Annotated in this window: 20 protein-coding genes and 1 tRNA gene; 9 read left to right on the plus strand and 12 right to left on the minus strand. The window is 66.1% G+C overall.

Annotation, left to right across the window (positions count from 1 at the left end; translation table 11 throughout):
* Positions 1-82 precede the first annotated feature (82 nt).
* Positions 83-880, minus strand: a complete 798-nt coding sequence (locus tag C8D03_RS07290; protein WP_108045672.1) for an undecaprenyl-diphosphate phosphatase — start codon at positions 878-880, stop codon at positions 83-85.
* 246 nt (positions 881-1126) lie between these two features.
* On the opposite strand from C8D03_RS07290, the gene C8D03_RS07295 reads away from it, so the two are divergent.
* The 3 genes from C8D03_RS07295 to C8D03_RS07305 are packed head-to-tail and all read left to right on the plus strand — an operon-like array spanning position 1127 to position 3833.
* Entirely contained in the window at positions 1127-1819 is a 693-nt protein-coding gene (locus C8D03_RS07295; protein ID WP_108051321.1) for a glutathione S-transferase family protein, read from the plus strand.
* The gene (gene queG, locus C8D03_RS07300; RefSeq protein WP_248308386.1) at positions 1816-2973 is read left to right on the plus strand and encodes a tRNA epoxyqueuosine(34) reductase QueG; all 1158 of its coding nucleotides are present in this window, start codon (positions 1816-1818) and stop codon (positions 2971-2973) included. The genes C8D03_RS07295 and queG overlap by 4 nt, the downstream gene beginning before the upstream one ends.
* Positions 2970-3833 (plus strand): SDR family oxidoreductase, encoded by an 864-nt coding sequence (locus C8D03_RS07305; protein WP_108045674.1) that lies wholly within the window; start codon positions 2970-2972, stop codon positions 3831-3833. Before queG ends, C8D03_RS07305 begins: the two co-directional genes overlap by 4 nt.
* Positions 3834-3852: 19 nt before the next feature.
* Here C8D03_RS07305 and olsB read toward each other — a convergent pair whose 3' ends face one another.
* The 3 genes from olsB to C8D03_RS07320 all read right to left on the minus strand — a co-directional run bounded on the left by olsB (position 3853) and on the right by C8D03_RS07320 (position 8646).
* Positions 3853-4722: a l-ornithine N(alpha)-acyltransferase gene (olsB, locus tag C8D03_RS07310; RefSeq protein WP_465246429.1), complete on the minus strand. Its 870-nt coding sequence runs from the start codon at positions 4720-4722 to the stop codon at positions 3853-3855.
* A gap of 150 nt (positions 4723-4872) precedes the next feature.
* Positions 4873-6999 carry an ATP-binding protein gene (locus C8D03_RS07315; protein ID WP_108045676.1) on the minus strand — a complete coding sequence of 709 codons (2127 nt, stop codon included), beginning with the start codon at positions 6997-6999 and terminating at the stop codon, positions 4873-4875.
* 108 nt (positions 7000-7107) lie between these two features.
* Positions 7108-8646, minus strand: a complete 1539-nt coding sequence (locus tag C8D03_RS07320) for a YifB family Mg chelatase-like AAA ATPase (RefSeq protein WP_108045677.1) — start codon at positions 8644-8646, stop codon at positions 7108-7110.
* 441 nt (positions 8647-9087) lie between these two features.
* On the opposite strand from C8D03_RS07320, the gene C8D03_RS07325 reads away from it, so the two are divergent.
* The gene (locus C8D03_RS07325; RefSeq protein WP_108045678.1) at positions 9088-10704 is read left to right on the plus strand and encodes a peroxidase family protein; all 1617 of its coding nucleotides are present in this window, start codon (positions 9088-9090) and stop codon (positions 10702-10704) included.
* A 48-nt stretch (positions 10705-10752) separates the two neighbouring features.
* Here the strand turns inward: C8D03_RS07325 and C8D03_RS07330 are convergent, their stop codons facing one another.
* The 4 genes from C8D03_RS07330 to C8D03_RS07345 all read right to left on the minus strand — a co-directional run bounded on the left by C8D03_RS07330 (position 10753) and on the right by C8D03_RS07345 (position 15364).
* Positions 10753-12918: a TRAP transporter permease gene (locus C8D03_RS07330; RefSeq protein WP_108051323.1), complete on the minus strand. Its 2166-nt coding sequence runs from the start codon at positions 12916-12918 to the stop codon at positions 10753-10755.
* 231 nt (positions 12919-13149) lie between these two features.
* Positions 13150-14130, minus strand: a complete 981-nt coding sequence (locus tag C8D03_RS07335; RefSeq protein ID WP_108045679.1) for a TAXI family TRAP transporter solute-binding subunit — start codon at positions 14128-14130, stop codon at positions 13150-13152.
* A gap of 172 nt (positions 14131-14302) precedes the next feature.
* Positions 14303-14959: a peptide-methionine (S)-S-oxide reductase MsrA gene (gene msrA, locus C8D03_RS07340; protein WP_108045680.1), complete on the minus strand. Its 657-nt coding sequence runs from the start codon at positions 14957-14959 to the stop codon at positions 14303-14305.
* 81 nt (positions 14960-15040) lie between these two features.
* On the minus strand, positions 15041-15364 hold the full coding sequence (locus C8D03_RS07345; protein ID WP_108045681.1) for a PetM family of cytochrome b6f complex subunit 7: 324 nt from the start codon (positions 15362-15364) through the stop codon (positions 15041-15043).
* Between the two features lie 152 nt (positions 15365-15516).
* Between C8D03_RS07345 and C8D03_RS07350 the strand changes: the two genes are divergently transcribed.
* Positions 15517-15606: transfer RNA gene (locus tag C8D03_RS07350), tRNA-Ser, on the plus strand.
* A gap of 230 nt (positions 15607-15836) precedes the next feature.
* On the opposite strand, the gene C8D03_RS07355 is transcribed toward C8D03_RS07350, so the two are convergent.
* Positions 15837-16613, minus strand: coding sequence for a DeoR/GlpR family DNA-binding transcription regulator (locus tag C8D03_RS07355; RefSeq protein WP_108045682.1), 777 nt, complete (start codon positions 16611-16613; stop codon positions 15837-15839).
* Positions 16614-16759: 146 nt separating this feature from the next.
* Between C8D03_RS07355 and C8D03_RS07360 the strand changes: the two genes are divergently transcribed.
* The 4 genes from C8D03_RS07360 (at position 16760) to C8D03_RS07375 (ending at position 21401) form a co-directional block, all read left to right on the plus strand.
* The gene (locus C8D03_RS07360; protein WP_108045683.1) at positions 16760-17554 is read left to right on the plus strand and encodes an inositol monophosphatase family protein; all 795 of its coding nucleotides are present in this window, start codon (positions 16760-16762) and stop codon (positions 17552-17554) included.
* Between the two features lie 58 nt (positions 17555-17612).
* The gene (locus C8D03_RS07365) at positions 17613-18671 is read left to right on the plus strand and encodes an ABC transporter ATP-binding protein (RefSeq protein WP_108045684.1); all 1059 of its coding nucleotides are present in this window, start codon (positions 17613-17615) and stop codon (positions 18669-18671) included.
* The gene (locus C8D03_RS07370; RefSeq protein WP_108045685.1) at positions 18668-20311 is read left to right on the plus strand and encodes an ABC transporter permease; all 1644 of its coding nucleotides are present in this window, start codon (positions 18668-18670) and stop codon (positions 20309-20311) included. Before C8D03_RS07365 ends, C8D03_RS07370 begins: the two co-directional genes overlap by 4 nt.
* A 79-nt stretch (positions 20312-20390) precedes the next feature.
* Entirely contained in the window at positions 20391-21401 is a 1011-nt protein-coding gene (locus C8D03_RS07375; protein WP_108051325.1) for an extracellular solute-binding protein, read from the plus strand.
* A gap of 60 nt (positions 21402-21461) precedes the next feature.
* On the opposite strand, the gene phnE is transcribed toward C8D03_RS07375, so the two are convergent.
* The 3 genes from phnE to phnD are packed head-to-tail and all read right to left on the minus strand — an operon-like array spanning position 21462 to position 24958.
* Positions 21462-23090, minus strand: coding sequence for a phosphonate ABC transporter, permease protein PhnE (phnE, locus tag C8D03_RS27035; protein WP_348981694.1), 1629 nt, complete (start codon positions 23088-23090; stop codon positions 21462-21464).
* Positions 23087-23872, minus strand: coding sequence for a phosphonate ABC transporter ATP-binding protein (gene phnC, locus C8D03_RS07385; RefSeq protein ID WP_108045686.1), 786 nt, complete (start codon positions 23870-23872; stop codon positions 23087-23089). The genes phnE and phnC overlap by 4 nt, the downstream gene beginning before the upstream one ends.
* A 36-nt stretch (positions 23873-23908) precedes the next feature.
* Positions 23909-24958: a phosphate/phosphite/phosphonate ABC transporter substrate-binding protein gene (gene phnD, locus C8D03_RS07390; protein WP_108045687.1), complete on the minus strand. Its 1050-nt coding sequence runs from the start codon at positions 24956-24958 to the stop codon at positions 23909-23911.
* Between the last annotated feature and the right edge of the window lie 125 nt (positions 24959-25083).

The raw sequence follows: 25083 nt of genomic DNA on the forward strand, positions 1-25083 counted from the left end.
GAGCCCGGCCTGGTTCAGAACGCGGCCTTGAGAAAGCCCGCGGCGAGCAATCCGCCCGCGAAGAGCGGCCATTCCTCCAGCCTCAGCCGTAGATCCACAGCCCCGCCAGGCCGAACAGCCCGACCACGATCCGCCACCAGGCGAAAACGGCAAAGCCGCGCTTCGAGACGAAATCGAGGAAGCTGCGGACCACGATCAGCGCCGAGAAGAAGGCGGCGACGAAGCCGATGGCGACCAGCGTCACGTCGTCGAAGGTCAGGGTCTTGTAGCTCTTGAGCAGATCGTAAGCGAAGGCACCCGCCATGGTCGGCATGGCGAGGAAGAACGAGAATTCGGCCGCGGCGCGTTTGCTAGCCCCCAGCAGCATGGCGCCCACAATGGTCGAGCCGGAACGCGACACGCCCGGAATCATCGCCAGGCACTGGAACAGGCCGATCTTGAAATACATCGGCAGCGGGAAGGTCGTGGCGTCCTGGTGCTTCTCCTCGAGTTCGAGATCATCGATCACGAGCAGGACGAGTCCGCCCGCGATCAGCGCGCAGCAGACGATGAAGGGGTTGAACAGCACGCCCTTGATGAAGCCGTGCAGCAGCGCGCCGATCAGCGCCGCCGGCAGGAAGGCCACCAGCACGCCGATGACGAAGCGCCGCGCCGCCGGATCGCTCGGCACGCGCCGCGCGATGTCGAGCAGGCGGCGGAAATAGACCAGCGTGATCGCCAGGATCGCTCCGAGCTGGACCAGGATCTCGAAGGACTTGCCGTTCGATTCAAAGCCGAGGAAATGCCCGAGCAGCAGCAGATGCCCCGTCGAGGATACCGGCAGGAACTCGGTCAGACCCTCGACGATGCCGAGGACGAGCGCTTCGACGAAATTTTCCATGGACGGCAGTTCCTCGTGAGGCCCGGGGCGTCGGCGCCGCATCCCTTAAGCCGCGCCCATCGATAACCCCAGCCCTTTGCAAATTGGTTACCAAAATCCCAACCGGATCGCGCGGAATCCCGCGCAATTCCGTGAGGCGGGTTGTGACGCCTCACGGGCAGCCTTATAGCGGGCGCCCAGCGCATATCGGGATGCGTTTCATCCTGTGGCCCCGCTTCGGCCGCACCTGCCTGCTTCATGAGTGCCATGGCGACCCTTCATCACTATCCGCTGTGCCCGCATTCGCGCTTCATCCGTCTCGTGCTCGGCGAATATGGGCTGGAGGCAGCGCTGGTCGAGGAGCGCGTCTGGGAGCGCAGGCGCGAGTTCCTCGAACTCAACCCGGCCGGCACGACCCCTGTCTTTCGCGAGGAGAACGGGCTCGCCGTCCCGGGCGCAGGGCCGATCGCCGAATATCTCGACGAGACGCGGGGGCTCGCTTTGGCCGAGCGACGCCTCCTGCCCGAGGGGCCGGGAGAGCGCGTCGAGGTCCGACGACTGCTCGACTGGTTCGGCCTGAAATTCAACGAGGAGATCACCTCCCCGCTCGTGCTGGAGAAGGTGATGAAGCGCTTCATGGGGCGCGACGAGGGCGGCGGTCCGCCGGAGATGAGCGCAATCCGTGCCGCGCGCGCCAATGTGCGCTATCATCTGCGCTACATCGCCTGGCTGACCGCCAAGCGGAACTGGCTGGCAGGCCCGGAACTGAGTTATGCCGATCTCGCCGCGGCGGCGCATCTCTCCTGCGTCGACTATCTCGGCGACGTGCCTTGGGAAGAGGACGAGGCGGCGCGCGCATGGTATGCGAGGATCAAGTCGAGGCCGAGCTTCCGGCCGCTGCTGAGCGACCGGGTGCCGGGCATGGCGCCGAGCGCCCATTACGACAACCTGGATTTTTGAAGACCGCTCGCCTTCCAAAGACCGAGCAGCTGAAGCGCGCCGTCGTTGCGCGCGCCCGTGCCGAGGGGTTTTCCGTCGCGCGCATCGCCTCCGTCGAGGCTATTCCCGAAGCGCCTGCCCGACTCGCCGCCTGGCTCGCCGAGGGCCATCATGGCGAGATGGGCTGGATGGAGGAGCGCACCGCCGAGCGCGCTACGCCGCGTCAGCTCTGGGGCGAAGCGAAGTCGGTCGTGATGCTCGGCATGAGTTACGCGCCCGACGGCGATCCGCTGGCGATCCTCGGCCAGCCCGACAAGGCGGCGATCTCGCTCTATGCCCGCAGGCGCGACTATCACGACGTCATCAAGGGCAAGCTGAAGAGCGTGGCCGGGCTGCTCGCAGCGCAGGGCGGCGTCGATGTGAAGGTCTTCGTCGACACCGCCCCGGTCATGGAAAAACCGCTGGCGCAGGCGGCCGGGCTCGGCTGGCAGGGCAAGCACACCGTTCTCGTCTCGCGCGAGCACGGCTCCTGGCTCTTCCTCGGCGCGATCTACACGACGGCCGAACTGCCGGCGGACGCGCCGGAGAGCGACCATTGCGGCTCGTGCCGGCGCTGCCTCGACATCTGTCCGACGGATGCCTTCCCGGCCCCCTACCAGCTCGATTCCCGGCGCTGCATCGCCTATCTCACGATCGAGCATCCGGGTCATATCGACGAAAGCCTGCGCGCCGGCATCGGCAACCGCGTCTTCGGCTGCGACGACTGCCTGGCCGTCTGCCCCTGGAACAAGTTCGCGGCAGCGGCGCAGGAAACGCGCCTGTCCCTGCGCGATGGGCTCGATGCGCTGCCGCTGGCCGAGCTCGCCCGGCTCGACGACCCCGCCTTCCGCGCGCTCTTCGCCGGCACGCCGGTCAAGCGCACGGGGCGCGACCGTTTCGTCCGCAACGTGTTGATCGCGATCGGCAACAGCAAACGGCCCGAACTGGCCGACAGCGCCGCCGCCCTCGTCGCCGACGCCTCGCCGCTGGTGCGCGCGATGGCCGCCTGGGCTTTGACCCGGCTCGCGCCGACACGAGCCCTCACGCTCGCTCCGGGCGCGCTGACCGTCGAGAACGACGCGGACGTCCGCCGCGAATGGCGGGCGCCCATGCCCGAACCGGAATCCGCCTCATGAAGCTCCTCGTCCTCGGCGTCGGTTATTCAGCCGGCTTTTTCGCCCGCGCCGCGCTCGCCCGGGGCTGGGAGGTCACGGGCACGGTGCGCTCGGCCGAGAAGGCCTCGCGCCTGAGCCGCGAGGGCATCCGCACGCTGGTCTTCGACGGCTTTGCGGTGTCCTCCTTCCTCGCGGCGGCGATCACCGAGGCGGAGGCCGTGCTGGTTTCGGTGCAGCCAGGCGAGGCCGGCGACCCGGTGCTCGGCCGCCTCGCGAAGGACCTAGCGACCGCGCCCGCGCTACGCTGGATCGGTTATCTCTCGACCATCGGCGTCTATGGCGACCATGGCGGCGCCTGGATCGACGAGACCACCGCGCCGCGCCCGAGCTTTCGCTCGCAGGTCAGGCTGGCGATCGAGCAGGACTGGCTGGCCCTGGGAGAGCGCAGCGGCAAGGCGGTGCAGATCTTCCGTCTGTCGGGCATCTATGGGCCGGGACGCAATCCGCTGGTCAAGCTCCGGCAGGGCAAGGCGACGCGGCTGGTCAAGCCCGGCCAGGTCTTCAACCGGATCCATGTCGACGACATCGCCGGCGTATTGATGGCCTCGCTGCAGCGGCCGCGCCATGGAGCGATCTACAACGTCACCGACGATGAGCCGGCACCGCCGCAGGATGTGGTGAGCTTCGCCGCCGATCTTGCAGGCATGGCGCCGCCACCCGAGACGCCGTTCGACCCCGCCAAGCTGTCGCCGATGGCGGCGAGCTTCTATGGCGAGAACAAGCGCGTGTCCAACGCAGTGGTGAAGCGCGAACTCGGCTACGCGTTCCGCTATCCGAGTTATCGCGAGGCCATGCCCGTGCTGCTGGCGGACGGGGATTGATGAAGCCGCCGGGCGGCATTCACGCCGCGTAGCGCTGCCCTTCATCGCCATAATAGGCGACGTAACGCTGGTCGATGGCGGCGACCGGGAGGATCACCAGAACGTCGGTGGTGCCGAACTGTCGATCGACCACCGCGCCGGTTCCGAAGCGGGCGCCGAGCCGGAGATAGCCCTTGAGCAGAGGCGGCATCTGCTTCAGCGCAAGCTTGGCGTCGATCATCTCCGCCGGCAAACGATCCATCGTAACGCGACGCTCCCGCCGCGCCTCGGCGCCCCATTCGCCGGCCGAGCGGGCATGGTGATGCAGGAAGCTCAGCGGCAAGGCGAGCGCATCGGGATCGGTGCCGTCGAAGCTGGCGCAGCCGAACATGGCGTCGATGCGGTGATGACGGATATAGGCCCAGATGCCGTGCCAGAGCAGCTCGACCGTCTTCTTGCTGCGATAAGGCTCAAGCACGCAGGAGCGACCGAGTTCGAGGAAGCGGCTGCCGGGATGGCGTTCGATCATCGGCGCAAGGTCGAACTCGCCTTGGGTGTAGAACCCGCCGAGCCGCGTCGCCGCGCCCTGGCGCATCAGCCGGTAGGTGCCGACGATCCTGGACTTCACGCCACCGAAACGCCCGCGCGCGGCATGGTCGATGACGAGCAGATGGTCGCAGGCAGCGTCGAAACGGTCGGCATCGCGGCGGAACATGCGCGACACCACGTCAGGCCTCGCCGACATTTCCTGATAGAAGACGCGGTAGCGCAAGCGCTGCGCGCGCCAGATCTCGCGCGGTCCCCGTGCCAGCCTGACCTCGAGCGAGCCGCTGCGGCCAAGCGTTCCGGCCAGAGGATCGGTCGCGCCCGACGGGCGGCCGAAGCGGCGGATGGTGTCGCCCGTGATCAACCTGAGCGGCGACAGCCGCGAGAACAGAAGGCTCCCCGCTGGCCGATGCCGAGCCGGCTCAACCGGAGATCCGTGGAGGTCAGGTGCCATGGCTCGTCTTGTCCCCCAGCCGGTCTTCTCTGGCAATCGGGAACGTGTGCGCGCAGCATTTTACAGGATCGCGACAAAACTGCGTCGGAGCGGTGACGGAGCGTTCAGGCGGAAAGCGCCCGGCAAGGCGACACGGTCAAGCCAACGCTGCAGCGCGGCACGGTCGAGAGGCTTAGCCAGGCAATCATTCATGCCCGCGGCCAGCGCGGCGGCCCTGTCGCCTTCTGCGACATTGGCACTGACCGCGACGAGCGGCAGCGGAACCTGGTCGGGGCCGACCCTGTCCCTTTCCATCGTCCTGACCGCGCGCGCGACCGCAAGGCCATCGAGCTCCGGCATGCGGATGTCGAGCAGGACAAGGTCGAAGGAGGGGCCGGCTCCGTTCAGCCCGGCCTCGATCGCAGCCAGCGCCTCGCGGCCATCGCGGGCCCAGACCGGAGCGCAGTTGAAGCGCTCAAGGGTGCGCGTCGCGAGCAGGGCGTTGATCTCGTTGTCCTCCGCCACCAGTACGCTGAGCCGTTGGCGCGACGCACGTTGGGGATGGACGCTCGACGCCTCGACGACCGGAGCCACGGGCGCGGGGCGGGGCGACAGCCGCTCATAAAGCGAGCGGGCGCGCACCGGCTTGACGAGGAACCCGGTGAAGCCGGCCTCACGCGGGGAGCCGAATTGCCGGCGCTCCAGCGGCGACAGCATGATCAGGCAATCGACAAGGCCGGCAGCGCGGATTTCTCCGGCAAGGGCGATGGCCGCGTCGCGGCCGATCGCCTGGTCGACCAGGGCGGCATCATAGGATACGCCGCCGCGCAGCCGCGCCATGGCCTCTTCGGCATCCGCAGCGAGCGTGGCGATGCCACCGGCCGCCGCGATCGTCTCGCGCAGGAAGCCCGGCCCGAAGGGCGCATCCGAGACGACCAGCACATGCTTGCTGCACCAGTCCGGCAAGGCAGGGACGGCAGCTTCCACAGCAACGGGCAGTGGCAGGCTGACGCGGAAGAGCGAGCCTCCGCCCTGCCGGGCCTCAACCCCGACCGAGCCGCCCATCAGGACGGCGAGGCGACGCACGATGGCGAGGCCGAGCCCGGTGCCTTCATGGCGGCGCGCGGCAGAATTGTCGGCCTGCTCGAACTCCTCGAAGATCGCCTGGCGGCGGTCCTCGGGAATGCCCGGCCCGGTATCGGCGACCTCGATCGCGATCAGGCCGGCGTCACGGCCGATGCGGATGCCGACGCCGCCATCGTCCGTGAACTTGATCGCGTTGCCGACCAGATTGAGCAGGATCTGACGGAGCCTGTCGCGGTCGCCGACCAGATGCGTCGGCAGGCCGGGCGCGAGATGGGCGGCGAGTTCGATGCCCTTGGCCTGGGCACGCGGGGCCATCAGTTCAGAAACCGTTTCGACGAGCAGTCCGAGGTCGAAGCGCTCGTTGGCGAGTTCGAGCTTGCCCGCCTCGACCTTGGCGAAATCGAGGATGTCGTCGACGAGGCCGAGAAGGGCCTCGCCCGAGGTCCGCAAGGCACGGACATAGGTCGCCTGCTCCGGATCGAGCCCGGTGTCGCCGAGGAGATCGGCCATGCCGAGGATACCATTGAGCGGCGTGCGGAACTCGTGGCTGACGGTGGCGAGGAAACGCGACTTCGCCTCGTTGGCGCCTTCGGCGCGCGCACGGGCCTCGACCAGCTCCTGCTCGCCGGCGATGCGGGCGGTGATGTCGCGGCCGACGCGCTGCAGCACCGTCCGGCCGAGCGTGACGGGCACCACGGTCTCGACCCAGGAAATCCAGCGCTCGCCTTCTGGCGTGGCAAGGCATTCGTCGAAGACGCGGGCGCCGCCATCGAGCGCCAAGGCGGGACGGCAGGCCACGAGGCGCGGCTGGGCGAGCGAGCCGACGATCTCCGCCTCGCCGAGCCCGAGCAGCGCGGCATAGGCGCCGTTGGCGTAGACGATGCGGGCGCCGTCGCGCCGCACGATGAGATCGCCCTGCGCCTCGATCAGGCTGCGGTAGTGTTCCTCGCTGTCGGCCAGCGCCCAGAGCCGGTCATTCAGCGTCTCGACATCGCCGGCCAGTTCGGCCGCCTGCCGGACGATGCGGTCGCGCTGGCGCAGCAGCGTCAGCGCCGCGATGCCCGCAAACAGCGCGAGCACCACAACCGAAACCGCAGCCCAGGGCGACGAGAGAGGATCCATGAAGCCACTCTAACAGCGGCCTGTTGAAGAAAGGTTGGTCGAAACGGCGAATGCGCCGGATCGCTTGGGGTGGTTCGTTAACCAGCCGGCGCGTCGGCCGGCACGACTTCAGGCGGCCTGCGCCATCTGGTCACCGCGCAAACGGTAGGACAGCGCCTCCGCCAGATGGATGCGGCCAACCTTCGGCTCGCCGTCGAGATCGGCCAGCGTGCGCGCCACCTTGAGCACGCGGTGATAGGCGCGCGCGGTCAGGCGCATGGCATCGGCCGCGTCGCGCAGGAGGGACAGGCCGGCATTGTCCGGCCGCGCAATCTCGTCGAGCACCGGCGCCGGGCAGGCGGCGTTGGTCGCGATAGTGGGCAGGCCCAAAGCCTCGAAGCGCGCGATCTGGAGGCGCCGCGCTGCGGCGACGCGGGCTGCGACCTCCGCCGAGCCCTCGCTCGCCGCCGGCAGGATCAGATCCGATGCCGTCACGGCGGGGACGTCGATGGTGATGTCGATGCGATCCAGCATCGGGCCGGAAATACGGCCCTGATACTGCGCCATGCAGCGCTCGTTCTGCTGGCGGCGGCAGGCGAAGCCGGGTTCGGTCGCCTTGCCGCAGCGGCACGGATTCATCGCCGCGACGAGCTGGAAGCGGGCCGGATAGACGGCACGGTGATTGGCGCGCGAGATCAGCACGTCGCCGGTTTCCATCGGCTGGCGCAGCGCATCGAGCGCCTGGGCCTGGAACTCGGGCAGTTCGTCGAGGAAGAGCACGCCGTGATGGGCGAGCGAGACCTCGCCGGGCCTGGCCTGCAGGCCGCCGCCGACGAGCGCAGCCATCGAGGCCGAATGATGCGGGGCGCGAAAGGGCCGCCTGTCGGTCAGCGCGCCCTCGGCAAGCTGGCCTGCGACAGACAGCACCATCGAGACCTCGAGCAGTTCGCGGGGGCTGAGCGGCGGCAGGATCGACGGCAGACGGCTCGCCAGCATCGATTTTCCGGCGCCCGGCGGCCCGCTCATCAGGAGGTTGTGCCCGCCGGCCGCCGCGATCTCGAGCACCCGCTTGGCGCTCTCCTGACCCTTGATATCGGCGAGATCGGGCAAAGGCCCCGACTGGCGCGTCACTGCCGGCTCCGGCCGTGCCATCACCTGCGTGCCCTTGAAATGATTGGCGAGCTGGATCAGCGAGCGGGGCGCGAGGATGTCGATGTCGGCTGCGGCCCAGGCAGCCTCAGGCCCGGAGGCGTGCGGGCAGATCAGCCCCTGCCCCCGGCCATAGGCCGCAATCGCCGCCGGCAGCACGCCCGCGACGGCAGTGATCGAGCCGTCGAGCGCAAGCTCCCCCAGCACGGTGTAGCCCGCCAGCGCATCGGCCGGGATCGCGCCGATCGCCGCCATGACGGCGAGCGCGATCGGCAGGTCGTAATGGCTGCCTTCCTTGGGCAGGTCAGCCGGCGCGAGGTTCACCGTGATGCGCTTGGCCGGCAGGGCGAGACCAGAGGCGATCAGCGCGGCACGCACCCGCTCCTTGCTCTCGCCCACCGCCTTGTCGGGCAAACCGACCAGGATGAAGGCGACACCGCCCGGCGTGACCTGGACTTGAACATCGACGGCGCGCGCCTCGATCCCCTCGAACGCCACCGTCGCGACCCGTGTCACCATTGCCCGCTGCCCCATGCCCCGGCGAAACCTAGACGAGCACGGGCGATCTGGCAAGAACATAGCATGAACTCGATACGAGCTTGCGTGCCACCTGGGCGCGGAGCTTCAGTCGCGCACTACAAGGGAAACGCACACAAATCAAATATATAAATTCATTCTCATTTGCTTCAAACGATCTCGATCTTGCGTTTTACAGTCACTTCCTTCAATTCAAGGCAAAACAACTTGTCATGAGAGCAGCTTCGTATTAGACGATTTCCATCTTGATTCAGCGATGTCAGCAAGTGCCGAGAATAATATTCTCTGCACTACCGCTAACTCATTGCCGTGAAAGGAGTCCGGCGACCTTTCTTTCTTGCAAGAGCGTCGATGCCATGGGCCCCGGGGGGCAAATCTCTCACATCAGCGGCGCGTCACGCGCCCACACGACAGGAGATTTCCATGCCTGACACTAAAAACTTGCCTGACACCGACACGTTGCCGCCCGTCACCAAGGCAGGCACGAGCCTACCCGTCACTTTGCTCAAGGCGGCAACGGCCAAAGCCAATGCCGTCAAGGTGACGCCGGGCCACGGCGTCGCCGGCCGCCACGCCACACGCGAGGTGCTCGATGCGCTCTCGGGGCACAAGGACCCCGGCATGTTCGGCCGGATGTTCCCGAAGCTCCCACCGCTCCAGGTTTCGGATGCCAAGCTCGATGCACTGGCCGTAGCGATGCTCGACGCCGACCCTGCCGACAAGGCCAAAGACAACCCCAATATTCCGGCTGGCTTCACCTATCTCGGACAATTCGTCGACCATGACATCACGCTCGATCTGACCTCGCTCGGCGACAAGCAGAAGGACCCGCTCGGCGTCGAGAATTTTCGGACGCCGAGCCTCGATCTCGATGCTCTCTACGGGCTGGGACCGGACGGCTCGCCGCATCTTTATCAGCGCAGCGGCCCGAATTTCTCAAAGCACGGGCCGAAATTCGTCATCGGCAAGAACATCACCGTCGGATTCGGCGGCATCACCGGCGATTTTGCGAACGACCTGCCGCGCTCGCCCGAAGGGATGGCGCTGATTGGCGACCATCGCAACGACGAGAACCTGCTGGTGGCGCAGACCCATCTCGCCTTCCTGAAATTCCACAACAAGGTTTGCGATATCCTCGCCGGAGGGGCCAATCCGCCGGCGGATCTCTTCGCCGAGGCGCGCCGGCTGGTGACCTGGCACTACCAATGGATCGTGCTGCATGACTTCGTCGAGCGCCTGACCGAGCCCGGCATCGTCGCGAAGATACTGCATGACGGGCGCAAGTTCTACCGTTTCAAGCGCACGCCCTATATGCCGGTCGAGTTCTCCGCCGCCGCCTATCGGCTCGGCCACAGTATGGTCCGGCAGCGTTACAGCCATAACCGCGTCTTTACGGACATCGGCTTCGACCTGCTCTTCGGCTTCACTGGCCTGTCCGGCCAGATCATCGGCGATTTGATGCCGAACCCGCCGCCTGGCGGTCCCTTGCCGGTCGCGAAGCTGCCGAGCAACTGGATCATCGACTGGCGGCGCTTCTACGATCTGGGCACGGCGGCGGGCACGCCGAATTTCACCTTCAACCCGACGCGTCGGCTCGATCCGCTGCTGGTCAAGGAACTGCACAATCTGCCGGGCGGCGGCGGCAATCTCGCCTTCCGCAACCTGAAGCGGGGCGTCATGCTCGGCCTGCCCTCAGGGCAGGACGTCGCGGCCCATCTCAGGATCAAGAACCCGCTGACCGCGGCCGAGATCGCGACCGGGCCGGACGGGCTGGCCGCCAAGCAGCAGGGCCTCGATAGAGCAACCCCGCTCTGGTACTATATTTTGAAGGAGGCGCAGGTTCGCAAAAACGGCGAACGGCTTGGCCCCGTCGGTGCGACGATCATCTCCGAGGTCTTCGTCGGTCTCGTTCATGGCGACCCGCAATCCTATATCTGGCGCGAGAAGGACTGGAAGCCGACCTTGCCATCGACCAAAGCCGGAACCTTCACTATGGTCGATCTGCTGAAGCTGGTCGACGACATCGACCCGATCGGCTGATCCTCTGCCCGGAAAGGGCGGCCTGGCCGCCCTTTCTCCCGATTACATTCAAGCGGTGGCAGAGGCTGCCTTTCGCGCCATGATCTGCCGCAGCAGGACTGGCGAGGCGATCACCAGGCCAACCAGCACGCTGGTCGGCGTCGCCAGAATCATTGGCAGCGCGGCCAGCGCGATCACCAGCCGCTCCCACATCGCCAGCGGCGCCAGGAACCAGCCGGCAAATGCCGCCGAGAGGAAGGTGATGCTGGCGATGCAGGAGGCTGTCGAGCCGACCAGTTCCGTCCAGGAGAAGCCCGGCGCCATGATCAGCATCGAGGGCGAGAACACGAAGACGAAGGGCACCAGAACCTTGCCGAGCGCCAGCCGGAAGGCGGTGTTTCCCGTCTTGAACGGATCGGCGCCGGCCATGCTCGCCCCGGCATAGGCCGCGATCGCGACCGGCGGGGTGATGTCGGCGAGCACCCCGTAATAGAACACGAAGAAGTGCGCCACGAGCGGGTTGACCCCGAGCATGCCGAGCGCCGGCGCCGCCACCGTGACCATGATGATGTAGTTCGCCGTAGTCGGCACGCCGCAGCCGAGCAGGATGCAGACCACGCCCGTCAGCAGGAGCGTGAAGAACAGCGTCGCGCTCTTCAGCTCGAAGGGGAAGAACGGGATCAGGTCGGACACGCCCCTCGCCCACTGGTCGGCGAGCGAGGTGACGATCCAGGAGATCTTGAAGCCGACGCCGGTCAGCGTCACCACGCCGACGATGATGCCGACGGTCGCCGCCGCAGCCCCGACGCCGATGGCGTATTTCGCCCCGAGAATGAAGGCGTCGATCATGTCGTCGACACGCTTGCGCCCTTCAGCAGAGCGCATCAGCACCCCATGGGCCATGACGGCGAAGGCACTCAGCGTGAAGGCGAGGTTGACGCCCGGCACACGCAGGAACTCGCTCGGCGCGGCGATGCCGATCGCCAGCGCGAAGGCCAGCGCAGAGGCGGCACGATATTGCGCAAGGCCGACCAGCATGCAGCCGGTGATGCCCCAGAAGGCGGCGAGATACGGCGTATAGCCGGTGAACAGCACGAGGATCAGCGCAAACAGCGGGGCGATCGTCGGCCAGTCGCGGGCGAAGACCTCGCGCAGCGTCGGCGCGTCGGCATCGGACATGCCTCCCATGCCGGTCCGCTTCGCCTCGAAATGGACCTGCATCAGCACGCCGAAGAAATGCATGAAGGCCGGGATGATCGCGGCGATGATGATGGTCGCGTAGGGCAGGTTGAGGAACTCGACCATCAGGAAGGCGGCCGCGCCCATGATCGGCGGGGTGATCTGGCCGCCCGTCGCGGCGGTCGACTCGACCGCGGCCGCGAAATGGCGCCGGTAGCCGAGCCGGATCATCATCGGGATCGTCAGCGAGCCGACCGTCACAGTGTTGGCGACGGACGAGCCCGAGATCATGCCGAACAGGGCCGAGCCGAAGATCGAGACCTTGGCCGGGCCGCCGGCATAGCGCCCGGCGACCGCCGCTGCGACACCGAGGAAGAGTCGGCCGAGCCCGATGCGGGTCGCGAGCACGCCGAACAGCACGAAATGAAAGACATAGGTCGCGACGACGCCGAGCGCGACGCCGTAGACGCCCTGGCTGGTGAGATAGAGATGGTTGATCAGGTTCGACCAGGTCGAGCCCGGATGCAGGAAAATGCCCGGAAACCAGTTGCCGAAGATGGCATAGACCATCGCGAAGATGGCGATCAGCGGCAGGCCCCAGCCGATGGCGCGCCGCGTCGCCTCGATCATCAGGATGATGGTGATCGAGCCCATCACCACGTCGAGCGTCGAGGGATTGCCGACCCGGAAGACCATGTCCTCGAAGATCCAGGGGACATAGAGGCTGGAGACCGCCACCGCGACGGCGAAGATCCAGTCGTAGAGCGGCACCCCGCCAGGCCGCAGCAGCGTCGAGGGATGAACCGTGCGCGCCTCGCTCTTGCGGGCCGAGAAGACCAGGAAAATCAGGCCGAGCACGAAGGCGAGATGGACGCCGCGATGCGTCGTCTCGCGCAGCAGGCCGAAGCCGGCGGTGTAGTAATGGAAGGCCGAGAGCGCGAGCAGCAGGCCACCGACGATCAGCGCCGTGCCATGCGGCACCTTGCGGAACTGCATCTCGGGATCGAGTTCTTCCTCGAGCTTCGCGAGTTCGGCGGCGGAGGGCGTGGCGGTCATGACGGGGGCTCCGGGGCCGGGCGCGAACCGTGCGAAGTACGGAATCAGCCCAAAATCAAGCGCACCGTCATCCTGGCCGCAGCGAAGCGGAGCGCCGGGATCCATCGTAGGGCGCGATCTACGATGGATCCCGGGTCGACCTACGGTCGCCCAGGATGACGGTGGAGGTTTGCGTATGGTCTCAAGGCAGGCGTGAGATGCCCGGGCAAGCCCGGGCATGACGCTGTCGCCTTACTTCAGCAGGCCGGCTTCCTTGTAGAAGCGCTCGGCGCCGGGGTGGAGCGGCACGCCGAGCAGGCCCGATAGCGCGGTCGCCTTCTGGATCGCCTTGCCCTTGGCATGGCCGGAATCGAGCGCCGCGCGAGCCTTGTCGCTCCAGAGCGCCTTGGTGACCGCATAGACCGTGTCGGCCGAGACCTTGGACGACGTCACCCAATGGGCGCCGACGGCGACGGTCTTGACCGCGCCGACATCCTTGTAGGTGCCGGCCGGAATCTCGTCCACCGCGAAGAAGGGGAAGTCCTTGGCCAGCTTCTCGGCGGGAGCGCCGGTGATCGGCAGAATGTCGATGCCGGAGCCGGTCGAGGCCAGTTCCGAGATCGCAGCCGCCGGGAAGCCGCCGGTGAAGAAGAAGGCATCGACCGAGCCGTCCTTCATCTTCTCGGCAGCCTGGTTGGGCTTGAGATATTCGGCCGTGATGTCCTTCTCGCCGACACCGAAGGCAGCAAGGATCGCCTTGGCGTTGAGCAGCGTGCCGGAACCGGGCTCATCGAGCGAAACCTTCTTGCCCTTGAGGTCGGCAACGCTCTTCACGTTCGACGCCTTGCGCACGACGAGATGGACGCTTTCGGGATAGAGATTGGCGATCGAGCGCAGTTCCTCGACCTTCGGCTTGCCCTCGAAGACGCCCGTACCGGAATAGGCCCAATAGGCCACGTCAGCCTGGACGAAACCGGATTCGGCGGCGCCGCCGACGATCGCGTTGACATTGGCGACCGAGCCGTTGCTGGCGACGGCGGTCGAGACCAGTTGCGGCGGTGCCGAGATCGCGTTCGCGATCAGGCCACCGATCGGATAATAAGTGCCAGCCGTGCCGCCCGTCCCGATGCGGAAGAAGGCGGGTGCCTGCGCGAAGGCGAGGCCGGCAGCGAGCGCCGCAGCGCCGAGCGCGAGGCCGGCAGCGGCGAGTTTCAGTCGAAAATGCAAGGACATCGGCGTCAGTCTCCCATGAAGGGAGCTACTGTCTTGAGCTTTCCTGCGACGATCAACCGAAAAATTGTGCCGCGCCTCCGCGATCCCGCATGCTCCACAGCTCCCGCTGTCATACGAAAGGCCCCGCCGTGGAACCGGCGGGGCCTCGTTTCAGATGCGCCAGACCATGGCTTCAGGCCGCGACGCCGGTTCCGATCGGGCAGCTCACGCCGGTGCCGCCGAGTCCGCAATAGCCCGCCGGGTTTCTGGCGAGATATTGCTGGTGGTAGTCCTCGGCGAAGTAGAAGTCCGGCGCATCGAGGATCTCGGTCGTGATCGGGCCATAGCCGCGCTGCTGCAGCGCCTGCTGGTATTCGGCCTTGGAGCGCTCGGCAACGGCGCGCTGGGCTTCGTCCTGGACATAGATGCCTGAGCGGTACTGCGTGCCGACATCGTTGCCCTGGCGCATGCCCTGCGTAGGGTCGTGGTTCTCCCAGAAGGCCTTGAGCAGCATCTCATAAGGCAGCAGGGCAGGGTCGAAGACGACCTTCACGACCTCGTTGTGGCCGGTCTGGCCGGAGCAGACCTCTTCATAGGTCGGGTTCGGCGTGAAGCCGCCAGTGTAGCCGACAGCGGTGATCCAGATACCCTCTCCCATCTGCCAGAACTTGCGCTCCGCGCCCCAGAAGCAGCCGAGCCCGAAGATCGCCGTCTGCAGGCCCTCGGGATAGGGGCCGGCGAGCGACCGCTTGTTGAGAAAATGCCGCTCGGCGGTCGGGATCGGGTTCGCCCGGCCGGACAGGGCCTCGGCGGCCTCGGGCAGGGCGGTCTTCTTGCGCAGGAAGAACATGTCGGACTCCGTTGCTGGTTTCGATCGCGGATATAGGCATTCCTCGCCCGTTTTGACAGGTATGAGCCGGCCTGCCGCGCTTCACCGTCTCGTGACGATGCCGATCTTCGGTTCCGGCGGCGCGCCCAGCCTGAGCAACAGGAAGCCGAGCAGAAACGCGATCAGCGCCGCTGGCGCCAGCATGAGAGAGAGTATCACCGGGTCCCACAGCAGCGGATGGATGCCGCGTTCGATCATCGGCTGGAGCCCCTTGATGCGTTCGCCGACCAATGTCGAGAGCGCCAGCTCCAGCGGCGTGTACTGCAGGGCGGAATTGGCGATCGAGCGCGCGCCATCGATGACGAGCGAGACGAATCCGGCCGCGACGAGCAGATAGCCGAGCAGCCGCAGCAGGAACCGCACCATCCGTTCTCCTTCATCGACCCTTCGGCCTCGCCCCGATGTGCCCATTCGGCTGTGGCTTTGCAACCGCGCCCACAGCCGATTTCGCGCGATCTGACGAAGCGCACCAGATCGCCCTTGAAAGAAGCCGGCTCGGCGGTCATAAGCAGCGCGCCGGACAGGTGGCCGAGTGGTTGAAGGCGCACGCCTGGAAAGTGTGTATACGGGAAACCGTATCGAGGGTTCGAATCCCTCCCTGTCCGCCATTTCTATTCAAATAAGCGATTGATTTCTATGTGTTTTTCATGATGCCATGGATTTGGCACCCCAACGGCCTCGTCTGATTGATCATCGGCGGTCGAGTTGCGCCAATAGCAGAGGTTGGTCTGCCTCCCGAAAGCGGACATCTGTCGGTCGGCGGCTATGCGGCATCTCTGATCACGTTAGAGCTTTCATGACGATGGACCGGGCGCACTAGCGCCAGCATTGTGAGCCGCTAGACGTCAGCAACGATCACGTGTCCGATGACACTCGAAAGAGCCGTCAGCGCTGGCAAGGCTTTCGCCTTGTCGTCCGTCACGAGAGCCGAAACCCGATCGAGCTCACAGAAGCGAACACGACTGGTCACGCCGATCTTCGAATGATCGGCGATGAGCACGACGCTGGCCGAATTGACCACCATTGCTCGCGCAATCTCCGCGGTGTGTTCAAAGAAATTGGTGGCAGCACCGTTGATATCGACGCCAAAGGGTGAGAGCAGGGCCAGGTCCGCCTTGAACCGATAGATGTCATTGATGGTCGATGCACCGCCAGTCTCCGGGGGTTCATGGACGATCTCCCCGCCGAGCAGAAACACTCGGCTCCCTGTCCTTTGCTGCGTCGATGCCATCGTCGTCGCGACCTGCAGGGAGTTCGTCAGGATCCTCAAATCGGGCACGGCCTTCAATTCCTCGGCCAAGGCCGCCGTGGTTGTCCCGCCGTCCAGAAACAGGCACTGGCCGCTCTTGATCAGGGACATCGCAGCAAGAGCGATCGCACGCTTCTCCTTCAGGCGGACGGTGGAGCGGGCCCCGTAAGACGCGTCCTGCTCGGCAGACACGCTGACCGCCCCGCCATGGACCCGCCGCAGGAGACCGCCCTGCTCCATCGCAAGCAGATCCCGGCGGATCGACTCGTTCGAAACGCCGAATTCGTGAACAAGCCTGTCGACCGAAACGCTGCCGAACGTTTCGACCAGCTCACGGATACGCTGCTTTCTCTCGCCCCGCCACATGCGCCGCGCCCTCCCCCGAACCGTTTAACTGCACCACATGCGATAGCGGTTCAATTGCCATGCTCGCATAAACGGTCATTAATCCACATTGCCACAAATACACACAAGTGCTAAGCCGGCTTTATCGAGCTCGTGAGGAGGGTCGGATGCGTACCGACGAGGATCAAGCGGAATGGCTGGATTTCGCCCTCCAAATGGCCGCGGAAAGCGGCGCCATTCTCCGAGAGGCAGAAGCCGTTCGCCCGGACCTCGAGGTCAAGCCTGACAAAAGCTTCGTCACCGCGCTCGACGCACGCATCGAGCGCCGGCTCCGTGGAATGATCGCGGATCGCTTTCCCGCGCATGGCGTCATCGGCGAAGAGGAAGTCCCTTCCGATATCGATGCGGATCTCGTCTGGGTGCTTGACCCTATCGACGGCACCGCCGCCTTCATCGCCGGCATGCCGGTGTACGGGACGCTGATCGCGCTGATGCGCGAGGGCGAGCCGATCCTCGGCATCATCGATCATCCCATCACCGGCGAGCGCTGGCTCGGCATCAAGGGACGCCAGACACTCTACAATGGCGAACCCTGCCGCACGCGGTCCTGCGGCGGCCTCGGCGAGGCCATCATGTCGGCGAGCAATCCGGATTTCTTCGACGACGAGGAGCAGCCGGCGCTCGGCGCCATGCGCGACGCCACGGCCTGGCGCATCTGGGGCGGCGCCTGCATGAGCTATGGCCGCATCGCATCGGGTCGCATCGACGTGGCGCTCGATACGCGTCTCAAACTGTGGGATTTCGCGCCCTTCCGTCCGATCATCGAAGGCGCCGGCGGCGTCATCACCGACTGGCAGGGCGCGCCGATCACCCAGGCGACCGGCCAGCGCATCCTGGTCGCAGGCGATCCGGCACGGCATCGCGAAGCATTGGCCCTGGTCGAAAGCGTCATGAAAAGCTGACCGCATTCCGCTCCGAGACGGCGACGATACGCCGGGGCTCCATCACCGAGGGGGTGTCATGGGTATCACGATCAAGGATCTGGCCGTCGCCTATGGCGGCACCCGCGTGATCGACGGACTAGCTCTGACGATCGAGCCTGGCTCGTTCTTCACGCTTCTGGGGCCGAGCGGCTGCGGCAAGACGACCTTGCTGCGCACCATCGCCGGCTTCGTGCCGGCCGAGCGCGGGCATCTGCGTTTCGGCAATACGGAGGTGACGCATCTGCCGCCGCACCGGCGCGACATCGGCATGGTCTTTCAGGACTATGCGCTGTTTCCCGACAAGACGGTCTTCGACAACGTCGCTTACGGATTGCGCGCCCGCAAGCAGCCCGACAGCGTGGTCAGAAGCAAGGTCGGCGCGGCGCTGGAGCGGGTCGGGCTCGGCCATCTCGGCGCCCGCCACCCGGCCGCCCTCTCCGGTGGCCAGCGCCAGCGCGTCGCCCTGGCGCGCGCCCTCGTCATCCAGCCGCAGGTGCTGCTGATGGACGAGCCTCTCTCCAATCTCGATGCGAAGCTGCGCGTCCAGGTTCGCGAAACCATCGTCGAACTCCAGCGCGAGGCGAAGATCACGACCGTCTTCGTCACTCATGATCGCGAGGAGGCGCTCGCCATGTCGGATCGCATCGGCGTGATGAACAAGGGGCGGCTGGAGCAGGTCGGTTCGCCGGCGGCGATCTATCGCGAGCCGGCAACCGGCTATGTCGCCGATTTCGTCGGCGGCGCCAATCTGGTCGAGGTCGAAACCGGCGCAAGGCAGGCCGGCGAGATCGGGCCGATCGGCTTCGACGGCGTCGCGATCGCGGCCCGGACGCCGGCTGCGCTCGGGCCTGGCCGCGCCATTCTCGTCGCGCGGCCGGAAGATATCGCCATCGCGGAACCGGAGGCGCAAGGCGCGCTCCCCGCGACCATCGCGCACCGGCAGTATCTCGGCGGCAAGACAAGCTATAAGCTCACCCTGGCCAGCGGCCGCGTGCTTGCGGTCGACCTGCAGAGCGGCGCGCATGACCGTTTCGAGCCGGGCGCCAGCGTCGGGCTGGTCTTCGATCCGGCCAAAACCCTGGTCCTGGCGTCATGAGCGCACAACTCCGCTCGGTCTGGTTCTGGTTCTCGGCGGCGGCGCTGGTGATGCTCGCCGTCTTCCTGCTCTATCCGCTGTTCAACGTGCTGACCGGCAGCTTCGGCGGCGCCAGCGGCCGCTCCGGCTGGATGGTCCTCGCAGGCGACCCGAAATACGCGGCCGCCATCACCAACACGATCATGCTCGGCCTCGCCGTGACGCTGACGACAACGCTGATCGGTGTGCCGCTGGCCTATTTCACCGCGCGTTTCGAATTCCCCGGCAAGGGTATCGTCGCGGTACTCCCGCTCGTCACCCTCGTCATTCCGGAGGTGATCGCCGCCCAGACCTGGCTGATGATGCTCGGCAATAACGGCTTCATCACCCGCTGGCTTGGCGCGCGCGGGATCGACATCCCGAGCTTCTACGGTTGGCCCGGCCTGATCACGGTGATGACCTTCACCTACTACACCTACGTCTACATCGGCACGCTGGCGGCGATCCGCGGTTTCGACGTGCAACTCGAGGAGGCGGCGCAAAGCCTCGGCACCTCGCCTTCCCGCTCGCGTCTGAACGTCATGCTGCCGGTGGTTCTGCCCGCGGTGCTGGCCAGCGCCCTTCTCGTCTTCACCCTCGTCGTCGGCAATTTCGCGACCGCGACCATCCTCGGCAGCCGCGTGCCCCTGCTCTCGGTTCTGACCTACCAGGCGGCCGTCGCCGAAGGCGGCTCCGATCCGGTGATGCAGTCGACGCTCGCCTCCGTCTCGATCGCGCTCGTCATGATCGTGCTGTTCGTCCAGCGCTGGATCGTCTCGCGCGGCCGCCACGAGGTCACGCAAGGGCGCGGCGCGCGCGCGCAGAAGTTGCGTGGCGTTCCCGGCCTCGTCACCGGACTGCTCGCGGGACTTCTGGTCATCGTCTCGCTGCTGCCGCTCGGTTCGATCGTCATCGGCGCCTTCACGGTCTCGCGCGGCCCGGTCATGCGTTGGGGCGAATGGACGACCGTCCATATCGAGCGGCTCTTCCGCATAGCGCCCGACCCGGTGCTGAACACCCTGGCCTACTCGGCGGTGGCAACCGTGATCGGCATCACCTTCAGCGCGATCGTCAGCTACCTGATCGTCAAGAAGCGCAACATTCTGACGCCCGCGCTCGACTATCTGACGGCGCTGCCGCTGGCGCTGTCGGGCACCATCATCGGCATCGGCCTGCTGATGTCCTTCAACACCGGTTTCCTGCCCCTGACGGGCACGGCAAGCATCATCGTGCTGGCCTATATCGTGCGCCGGCTGCCTTTCGGCATTCGCAACGCCTCCTCGACGCTCTACAACATCCCGAACTCGATCGAGGAGGCCTCGATCAGCCTCGGCGTCCCGCCGGTCGCGACCTTCTTCAAGGTCGTGCTGCCGCTGATGGTGCCGGCGATCGCCGCCGCCGCCGTGCTCACCTGGACAACCACCGTGGCCGAGCTTTCGGCCTCGATCATCGTCTATTCCGGCGGTCGCGAGACCATGCCGATCCAGATCTACAAGCTGATCGACTCGAATCTGATGGCACCCGCCTCGGCCTATGGGCTGGTGCTGGTCGCGGTGATCCTGATCCCGATCATCGTCGCGACCCGCATCTTCAAGGTCGATCTGTTCTCGTCGAAAAGCTGAGCCCACGCATCACCAACCGGCTGCGCGGCATCTCACGCGGCGCAACGAGAAACAGGGGAAGACGATGAAAGGACCGACCATGACCAAGACGATCGACCGTCGCACGCTGCTTGCCGGACTTGCGGGCCTTGCCGCAGTGCCTGCCACCGGCCCTGCATTGGCACAGGGCGCATCGGGCAATGTAGTGCTCTACACCTCCAACAACGCCCAGTCCGTCGACGCGATCCTCGGCGTCGCAAAGGACAAGCTGCCGAACCTCAAGATCAGCACGATCACCGGTGGCTCCGGACAGTTGCTGCGACGTCTCGAAGCAGAGGCCGCCAAGCCGCAGGGCGATCTGTTCTGGAGTTCCAGCGCCAACACGCTCGGCGCCTTCACCCAGCTTTTCGAGCCCTATGCCTCGCCGGAGGCCGCCAGCATTCCGGCAGCCCTGCGACACCCGCAGAACCTCTGGACGGCGTCCAACGTCCACCTCGTCGTGGCGATGATCAACAAGAACCAGCTCGGCGGCGCGGAGGCGCCCAAGACCTGGAAAGATTTGCTCGCCCCCGCCTTCAAGGGCAAGATCATCATCGCCGACCCGGCCAACAGCTCGACCGCCTATACGATCCTCTGGGGCATCGACAAGCTGCTGGGCCCCGACGCTCTGAAGACCCTGGCCAGCAACCTGACCGTCTCCAGCGCGGCCTCAACGGTGCTGCGCAGCGTCGCGCAGGGGGAATATGCGGTCGGGCTGACGTTCGAATCCAACGCCTATGCCTATGTCGCCGGCGGCCAGCGCGAGATTTCTCTGCTCTATCCCGCGGAGGGCACCTTCTCGACGCCCGAATTCCAGGTGCTGGTGAAGGGTGCCCCCGCCGGCGCGACGGCCAAGGCGGCCTATGACCTGCTGCTCTCCAAGGAGGTCCAGATCGCACTGCTCGAGAATGCCTTCCGCCGCCCGAGCCGCTCGGACATCGACGTCTCCAAGCATGCCGACTTGCCGGCAATCGGCAGCGTCAAGGTCTTCGACATCGACGAGACCGAGGCCGCCGCCAAGCGCGACGAGTTCCTGAAGCGCTGGCAGTCCTACGCCGGCGCCGCGAAGTAAGCATGTAAACAGGCGTGTGCCGGCCGTCAGGCCGGGCACACGTTTCCGAACAGCCCATTGCTAGATCACGCGCGACCTGATGGTCGTGGTAACGATCTCCGTGATGACGACGACCACGAAGATCACGAGCAGCACCAACCCGACCTGATCCCAGTAGAGATTGTCCATCGAGGCCTGAAGCGCGACACCGAGCCCGCCCGCGCCGACTAGACCGAGCACGGCGCTTTCACGAACGTTGATGTCCCAGCGGAACAGGCTGACGGCGAGGAAGGCCGGCTTGACCTGCGGCCAGAAGCCTTTCAGCAGGATGGCACGGCGCGACGCACCGGCGGCGCGAAGCGCCTCGATCGGACCGGCTTTCGCCTCCTCGATCGCCTCGGACAGGAACTTGCCGGTGAACCCGATCGAGTGCACGGCAACCGCCATGACGCCGGCCAGCGCGCCCGGCCCAAACACGGCCACGAAAAGCAGCGCCCAGACCAGCGTATGGATCGAACGGGTCGCCACAAGGATGAAGCGACCGAGTGCATTGGCCCAGGGCGACGGCGAGACGTTGCGGGCGCAGAGCAGCGCCACCGGCGTCGCCAGCCCGATGGCGAGGATCGTGCCCAGTGTCGCGGTGTGCAGCGTTTCGACCAATGCCTCGCCGACGGTCTTGCCGAAATAGCTCCAGTCGATCGGCCACATCCGCTGAAACAGGTCGGCGGTCTGCTGCGGGGCATCGTAGAGGAATTCAGGGATGACCTCGATGGTCTGCAGGGACCAGCCGAGCGCCAGCGCCGCAAGCCCCCAGAAAGCAAGGCGCAAGCCGCGCTCCATCGGCGTGAACCGGCGCCAGAGCCTGCCGGCGGGCTTCTCGACCACCACGCCTGATGGCGCCTCGTCCTGATAGATTCGGCGCATGAAGGCGGAGAGCACCTCGCCTGCCATCACCGTCACGATGATCGCGATGATGATCGTCAGGACGAAGTCGTAGTCGAAGCGCTGGAAGGCGGTGAACAGCGTCGCCCCGATACCGCCGCCGCCGACCAGACCGACCAGCGCCGAATTCCGGAGGTTGGAATCGAGCTGGTAGGCGGCAAAGCCGATGAAGCGCGGCAGCACCTGCGGGACGACGCCCATCGTGACGACCGAGAGAAAGGGTGAGCCGGCGGCACGCAGCGCCTCGATCGGCTTCATCGACATCTCTTCGATCGCCTCGGCGATCAGCTTGGCGATGAAACCCAGCGTCGCGACCACCAGCGCCATCACGCCGGCGAGCGCACCGAAACCGACCGCTTTCACGAACAGGATCGCGACGATGACCGGGTGAAAGGTGCGGCACAGAGCGATCACGCCGCGCGCCGCGATCGTGACCGGCAGCGGCATCAGGTTGCGCGCGGCAAACAGTCCCAGCGGCAGCGCCAGCAGCACGCCCGCGCCTGTCGCAATGATGGCGATCTGCAGCGATTCCAGCATGCCGGAGAGCAGCAACTGCATCTTGTCGGCCGCGACATTGGGCGGAAACATCCGGCCCAGGAATTTGGCGCCGTTGTCGAGCCCCTGGACGAAGCGTTCCCAGCGGATGTCGAGAATCCGCGCGGCATAGCCGACATAGATCAGGAACAGCGCCGCGCCGATGCGCAGCGGCCAGTTCGGCGGAAAAGCCCGGGCGCGCAGGCTTCCGGCGACGATGGGAAGAGCGCTCATTCCATCCAGCCTTCGCCGCCATAGATCTCGGCGAGATGGCTGTCCTGCAGGCCGCCGGGCGGCCCGTCATACACCACGAGCCCCTTCGACATGCCGATGATGCGCAGCGCGTAGCGCCTTGCCAGCGCGACATTGTGGATGTTGACCAGCACGGGGATGTCGCGGTCGCGCCCGACCTTGGCGAGCAGCTCCATGATCTCGACCGAGGTCTTGGGATCGAGCGAGGAGGTCGGCTCGTCGGCGAGTACGAGGTCGGGGTCCTGCATCACGGCGCGTGCGATGCCGACGCGCTGGCGCTGGCCGCCGGAAAGCTGGTCGGCGCGACGGGTCGCGAACTCGGTCAGGCCCACCGAATCGAGCAGGGAGAAGGCGCGCGCGATGTCGGCCTCGGGAAAGCGACGCGTCCAGGCGCGCCAGACCGGGACATAGCCGAGCCGGCCGCAGAGCACGTTCTCGATCACGGTGAGCCGCTCGACCAGATTGTATTCCTGGAAGACCATGCCCAGCCGGCGGCGCGCCTGCCGTAGCGCCTCGCCCTGGAGTTTCGCGAGATCAGTGCCGCCGAGCACGATCGAACCCGACGTCGGATCGACCAGACGGTTGATGCAGCGGATCAGCGTCGATTTGCCGGTGCCGGACGGACCGATGATGGCTACGATGCCTGGCTCCGAGACGGTCAGGGATATGTCGCGCAGCACCGGCTGTCCTGGCCGGTATTCCTTGACGAGATTGCGAATGACGAGCGCCCGGCCCTGGCCGGACGCCGCAGGCAGGGCGCTCATGATCGATAAACCTCGTATGGTCGGTGCGTCTTGTCGTCAGGGCGCCTTGGCAGGTGCCGCCTTCTTCTTGGCGAGTTCGTCCGCCTCCCGCTTGGCCTCGGTGTCATAGGCCGACTTGTTGTAGGGCGTTCCGGATTTCTCGGCGACATCGCGCACCACCGCCCAGTCCTTCTGGTAGGTGATCGGCAGGAAGCGATCGTCTCCGTTGAACTCCTTGGTCATCTCGGGCGTGAAGCGGAAGGAGAAGAAGCAGTCGGTCAGCTTCTTGGCGAGCTCGGGCTTGAGGTCGTGGGCGTAGGCAAAGGACGAGGTCGGGAAGATCGCGCTGCGATAGATCTCGCGCACATCCTCCTTCTTGATGGTGCCGCGCACGATCATGCGCTCATAGACGTCGCCGGCGACTGCGCCCATGTCGTAGTCGCCTGAGACGACGCCAAGGATCGACTTGTCGTGCCCGCCCGACATCAACGGCTTGTAGTCGGTATCGGCGGTCAGGCCGTGTTCAGGGAACAGCACGCGCGGCGCGAGATTGCCCGAGTTCGACGAGGGCGAGGTATGGGCGACCTTCTTGCCCTTGAGATCGGCGAGCTTCTGATAGGGGCTCGAAGCCTTGACCACGGCAACGAGGTTGTAGCCTCGCACGCCATCGGCCGAGCCCTTGGCAGCGAATGGCACCGCACCGGCGAGATTGACGGCGAAGCCGGTCGGCCCGGTCGAGAATCCGGCGAAATGCAGGCGGCCGGAGCGCATCGCCTCGATCTCGGCCGAGTTCGACTGGACCGGATAATAGACGATCCGCTTGCCCGTGCATGTCGCGAGGTGGTCGGTCAGCGGCTTGAAGATATTGGCGTAGACGGCAGGGTCCTCGACCGGGGTATAGGCCCAGACCAGCGCCGACGGGTCCTTCCACTTCTTCGGATCCGCGGGCGCGTCGGCAACCAGGTCCTTGTTGCCGTCGCAATACATCGTGTCCAGCTGCCCCGAATGCGGACAGGCGTCCTGTGCGACCGCGGGACCGGCCCAGCCGGCAGACAGGCCGACCAGCAACGACGCCGTCGCAGCAAGTGAGTGCAGTTTCAGGCTCATCGAACGCTTCTCCCTGAGTGCCGCTTAGCCGGCTTGCTTATGGTATGCGACACATAACTGTCATATTCTACCCGGGGCGACCCCACCGTTCTAAGACTTAAGTGGTACGCGCCAGAGCGCGCGGC

The sequence above is a fragment of the Bosea sp. 124 genome, from assembly GCF_003046175.1.
Lineage (GTDB): Bacteria > Pseudomonadota > Alphaproteobacteria > Rhizobiales > Beijerinckiaceae > Allobosea.

Bases quoted from the DNA above. Each gene is read 5' to 3' on its own strand.
- phnC (WP_108045686.1), bottom strand. From the start codon at position 23,872: ATGAGCGCCCTGCCTGCGGCGTCCGGCCAGGGCCGGGCGCTCGTCATT.
- msrA (WP_108045680.1), bottom strand. From the start codon at position 14,959: ATGTTCTTCCTGCGCAAGAAGACCGCCCTGCCCGAGGCCGCCGAGGCC.
- C8D03_RS07315 (WP_108045676.1), bottom strand. From the start codon at position 6,999: ATGGATCCTCTCTCGTCGCCCTGGGCTGCGGTTTCGGTTGTGGTGCTC.
- C8D03_RS07375 (WP_108051325.1), top strand. From the start codon at position 20,391: ATGACCAAGACGATCGACCGTCGCACGCTGCTTGCCGGACTTGCGGGC.
- phnE (WP_348981694.1), bottom strand. From the start codon at position 23,090: ATGAGCGCTCTTCCCATCGTCGCCGGAAGCCTGCGCGCCCGGGCTTTT.
- C8D03_RS07295 (WP_108051321.1), top strand. From the start codon at position 1,127: ATGGCGACCCTTCATCACTATCCGCTGTGCCCGCATTCGCGCTTCATC.
- C8D03_RS07320 (WP_108045677.1), bottom strand. From the start codon at position 8,646: ATGGTGACACGGGTCGCGACGGTGGCGTTCGAGGGGATCGAGGCGCGC.
- C8D03_RS07355 (WP_108045682.1), bottom strand. From the start codon at position 16,613: ATGTGGCGGGGCGAGAGAAAGCAGCGTATCCGTGAGCTGGTCGAAACG.
- C8D03_RS07290 (WP_108045672.1), bottom strand. From the start codon at position 880: ATGGAAAATTTCGTCGAAGCGCTCGTCCTCGGCATCGTCGAGGGTCTG.
- C8D03_RS07365 (WP_108045684.1), top strand. From the start codon at position 17,613: ATGGGTATCACGATCAAGGATCTGGCCGTCGCCTATGGCGGCACCCGC.
- phnD (WP_108045687.1), bottom strand. From the start codon at position 24,958: ATGAGCCTGAAACTGCACTCACTTGCTGCGACGGCGTCGTTGCTGGTC.
- C8D03_RS07305 (WP_108045674.1), top strand. From the start codon at position 2,970: ATGAAGCTCCTCGTCCTCGGCGTCGGTTATTCAGCCGGCTTTTTCGCC.
- C8D03_RS07360 (WP_108045683.1), top strand. From the start codon at position 16,760: ATGCGTACCGACGAGGATCAAGCGGAATGGCTGGATTTCGCCCTCCAA.
- C8D03_RS07335 (WP_108045679.1), bottom strand. From the start codon at position 14,130: ATGTCCTTGCATTTTCGACTGAAACTCGCCGCTGCCGGCCTCGCGCTC.
- C8D03_RS07345 (WP_108045681.1), bottom strand. From the start codon at position 15,364: ATGGTGCGGTTCCTGCTGCGGCTGCTCGGCTATCTGCTCGTCGCGGCC.
- C8D03_RS07325 (WP_108045678.1), top strand. From the start codon at position 9,088: ATGCCTGACACTAAAAACTTGCCTGACACCGACACGTTGCCGCCCGTC.
- C8D03_RS07330 (WP_108051323.1), bottom strand. From the start codon at position 12,918: ATGACCGCCACGCCCTCCGCCGCCGAACTCGCGAAGCTCGAGGAAGAA.
- C8D03_RS07370 (WP_108045685.1), top strand. From the start codon at position 18,668: ATGAGCGCACAACTCCGCTCGGTCTGGTTCTGGTTCTCGGCGGCGGCG.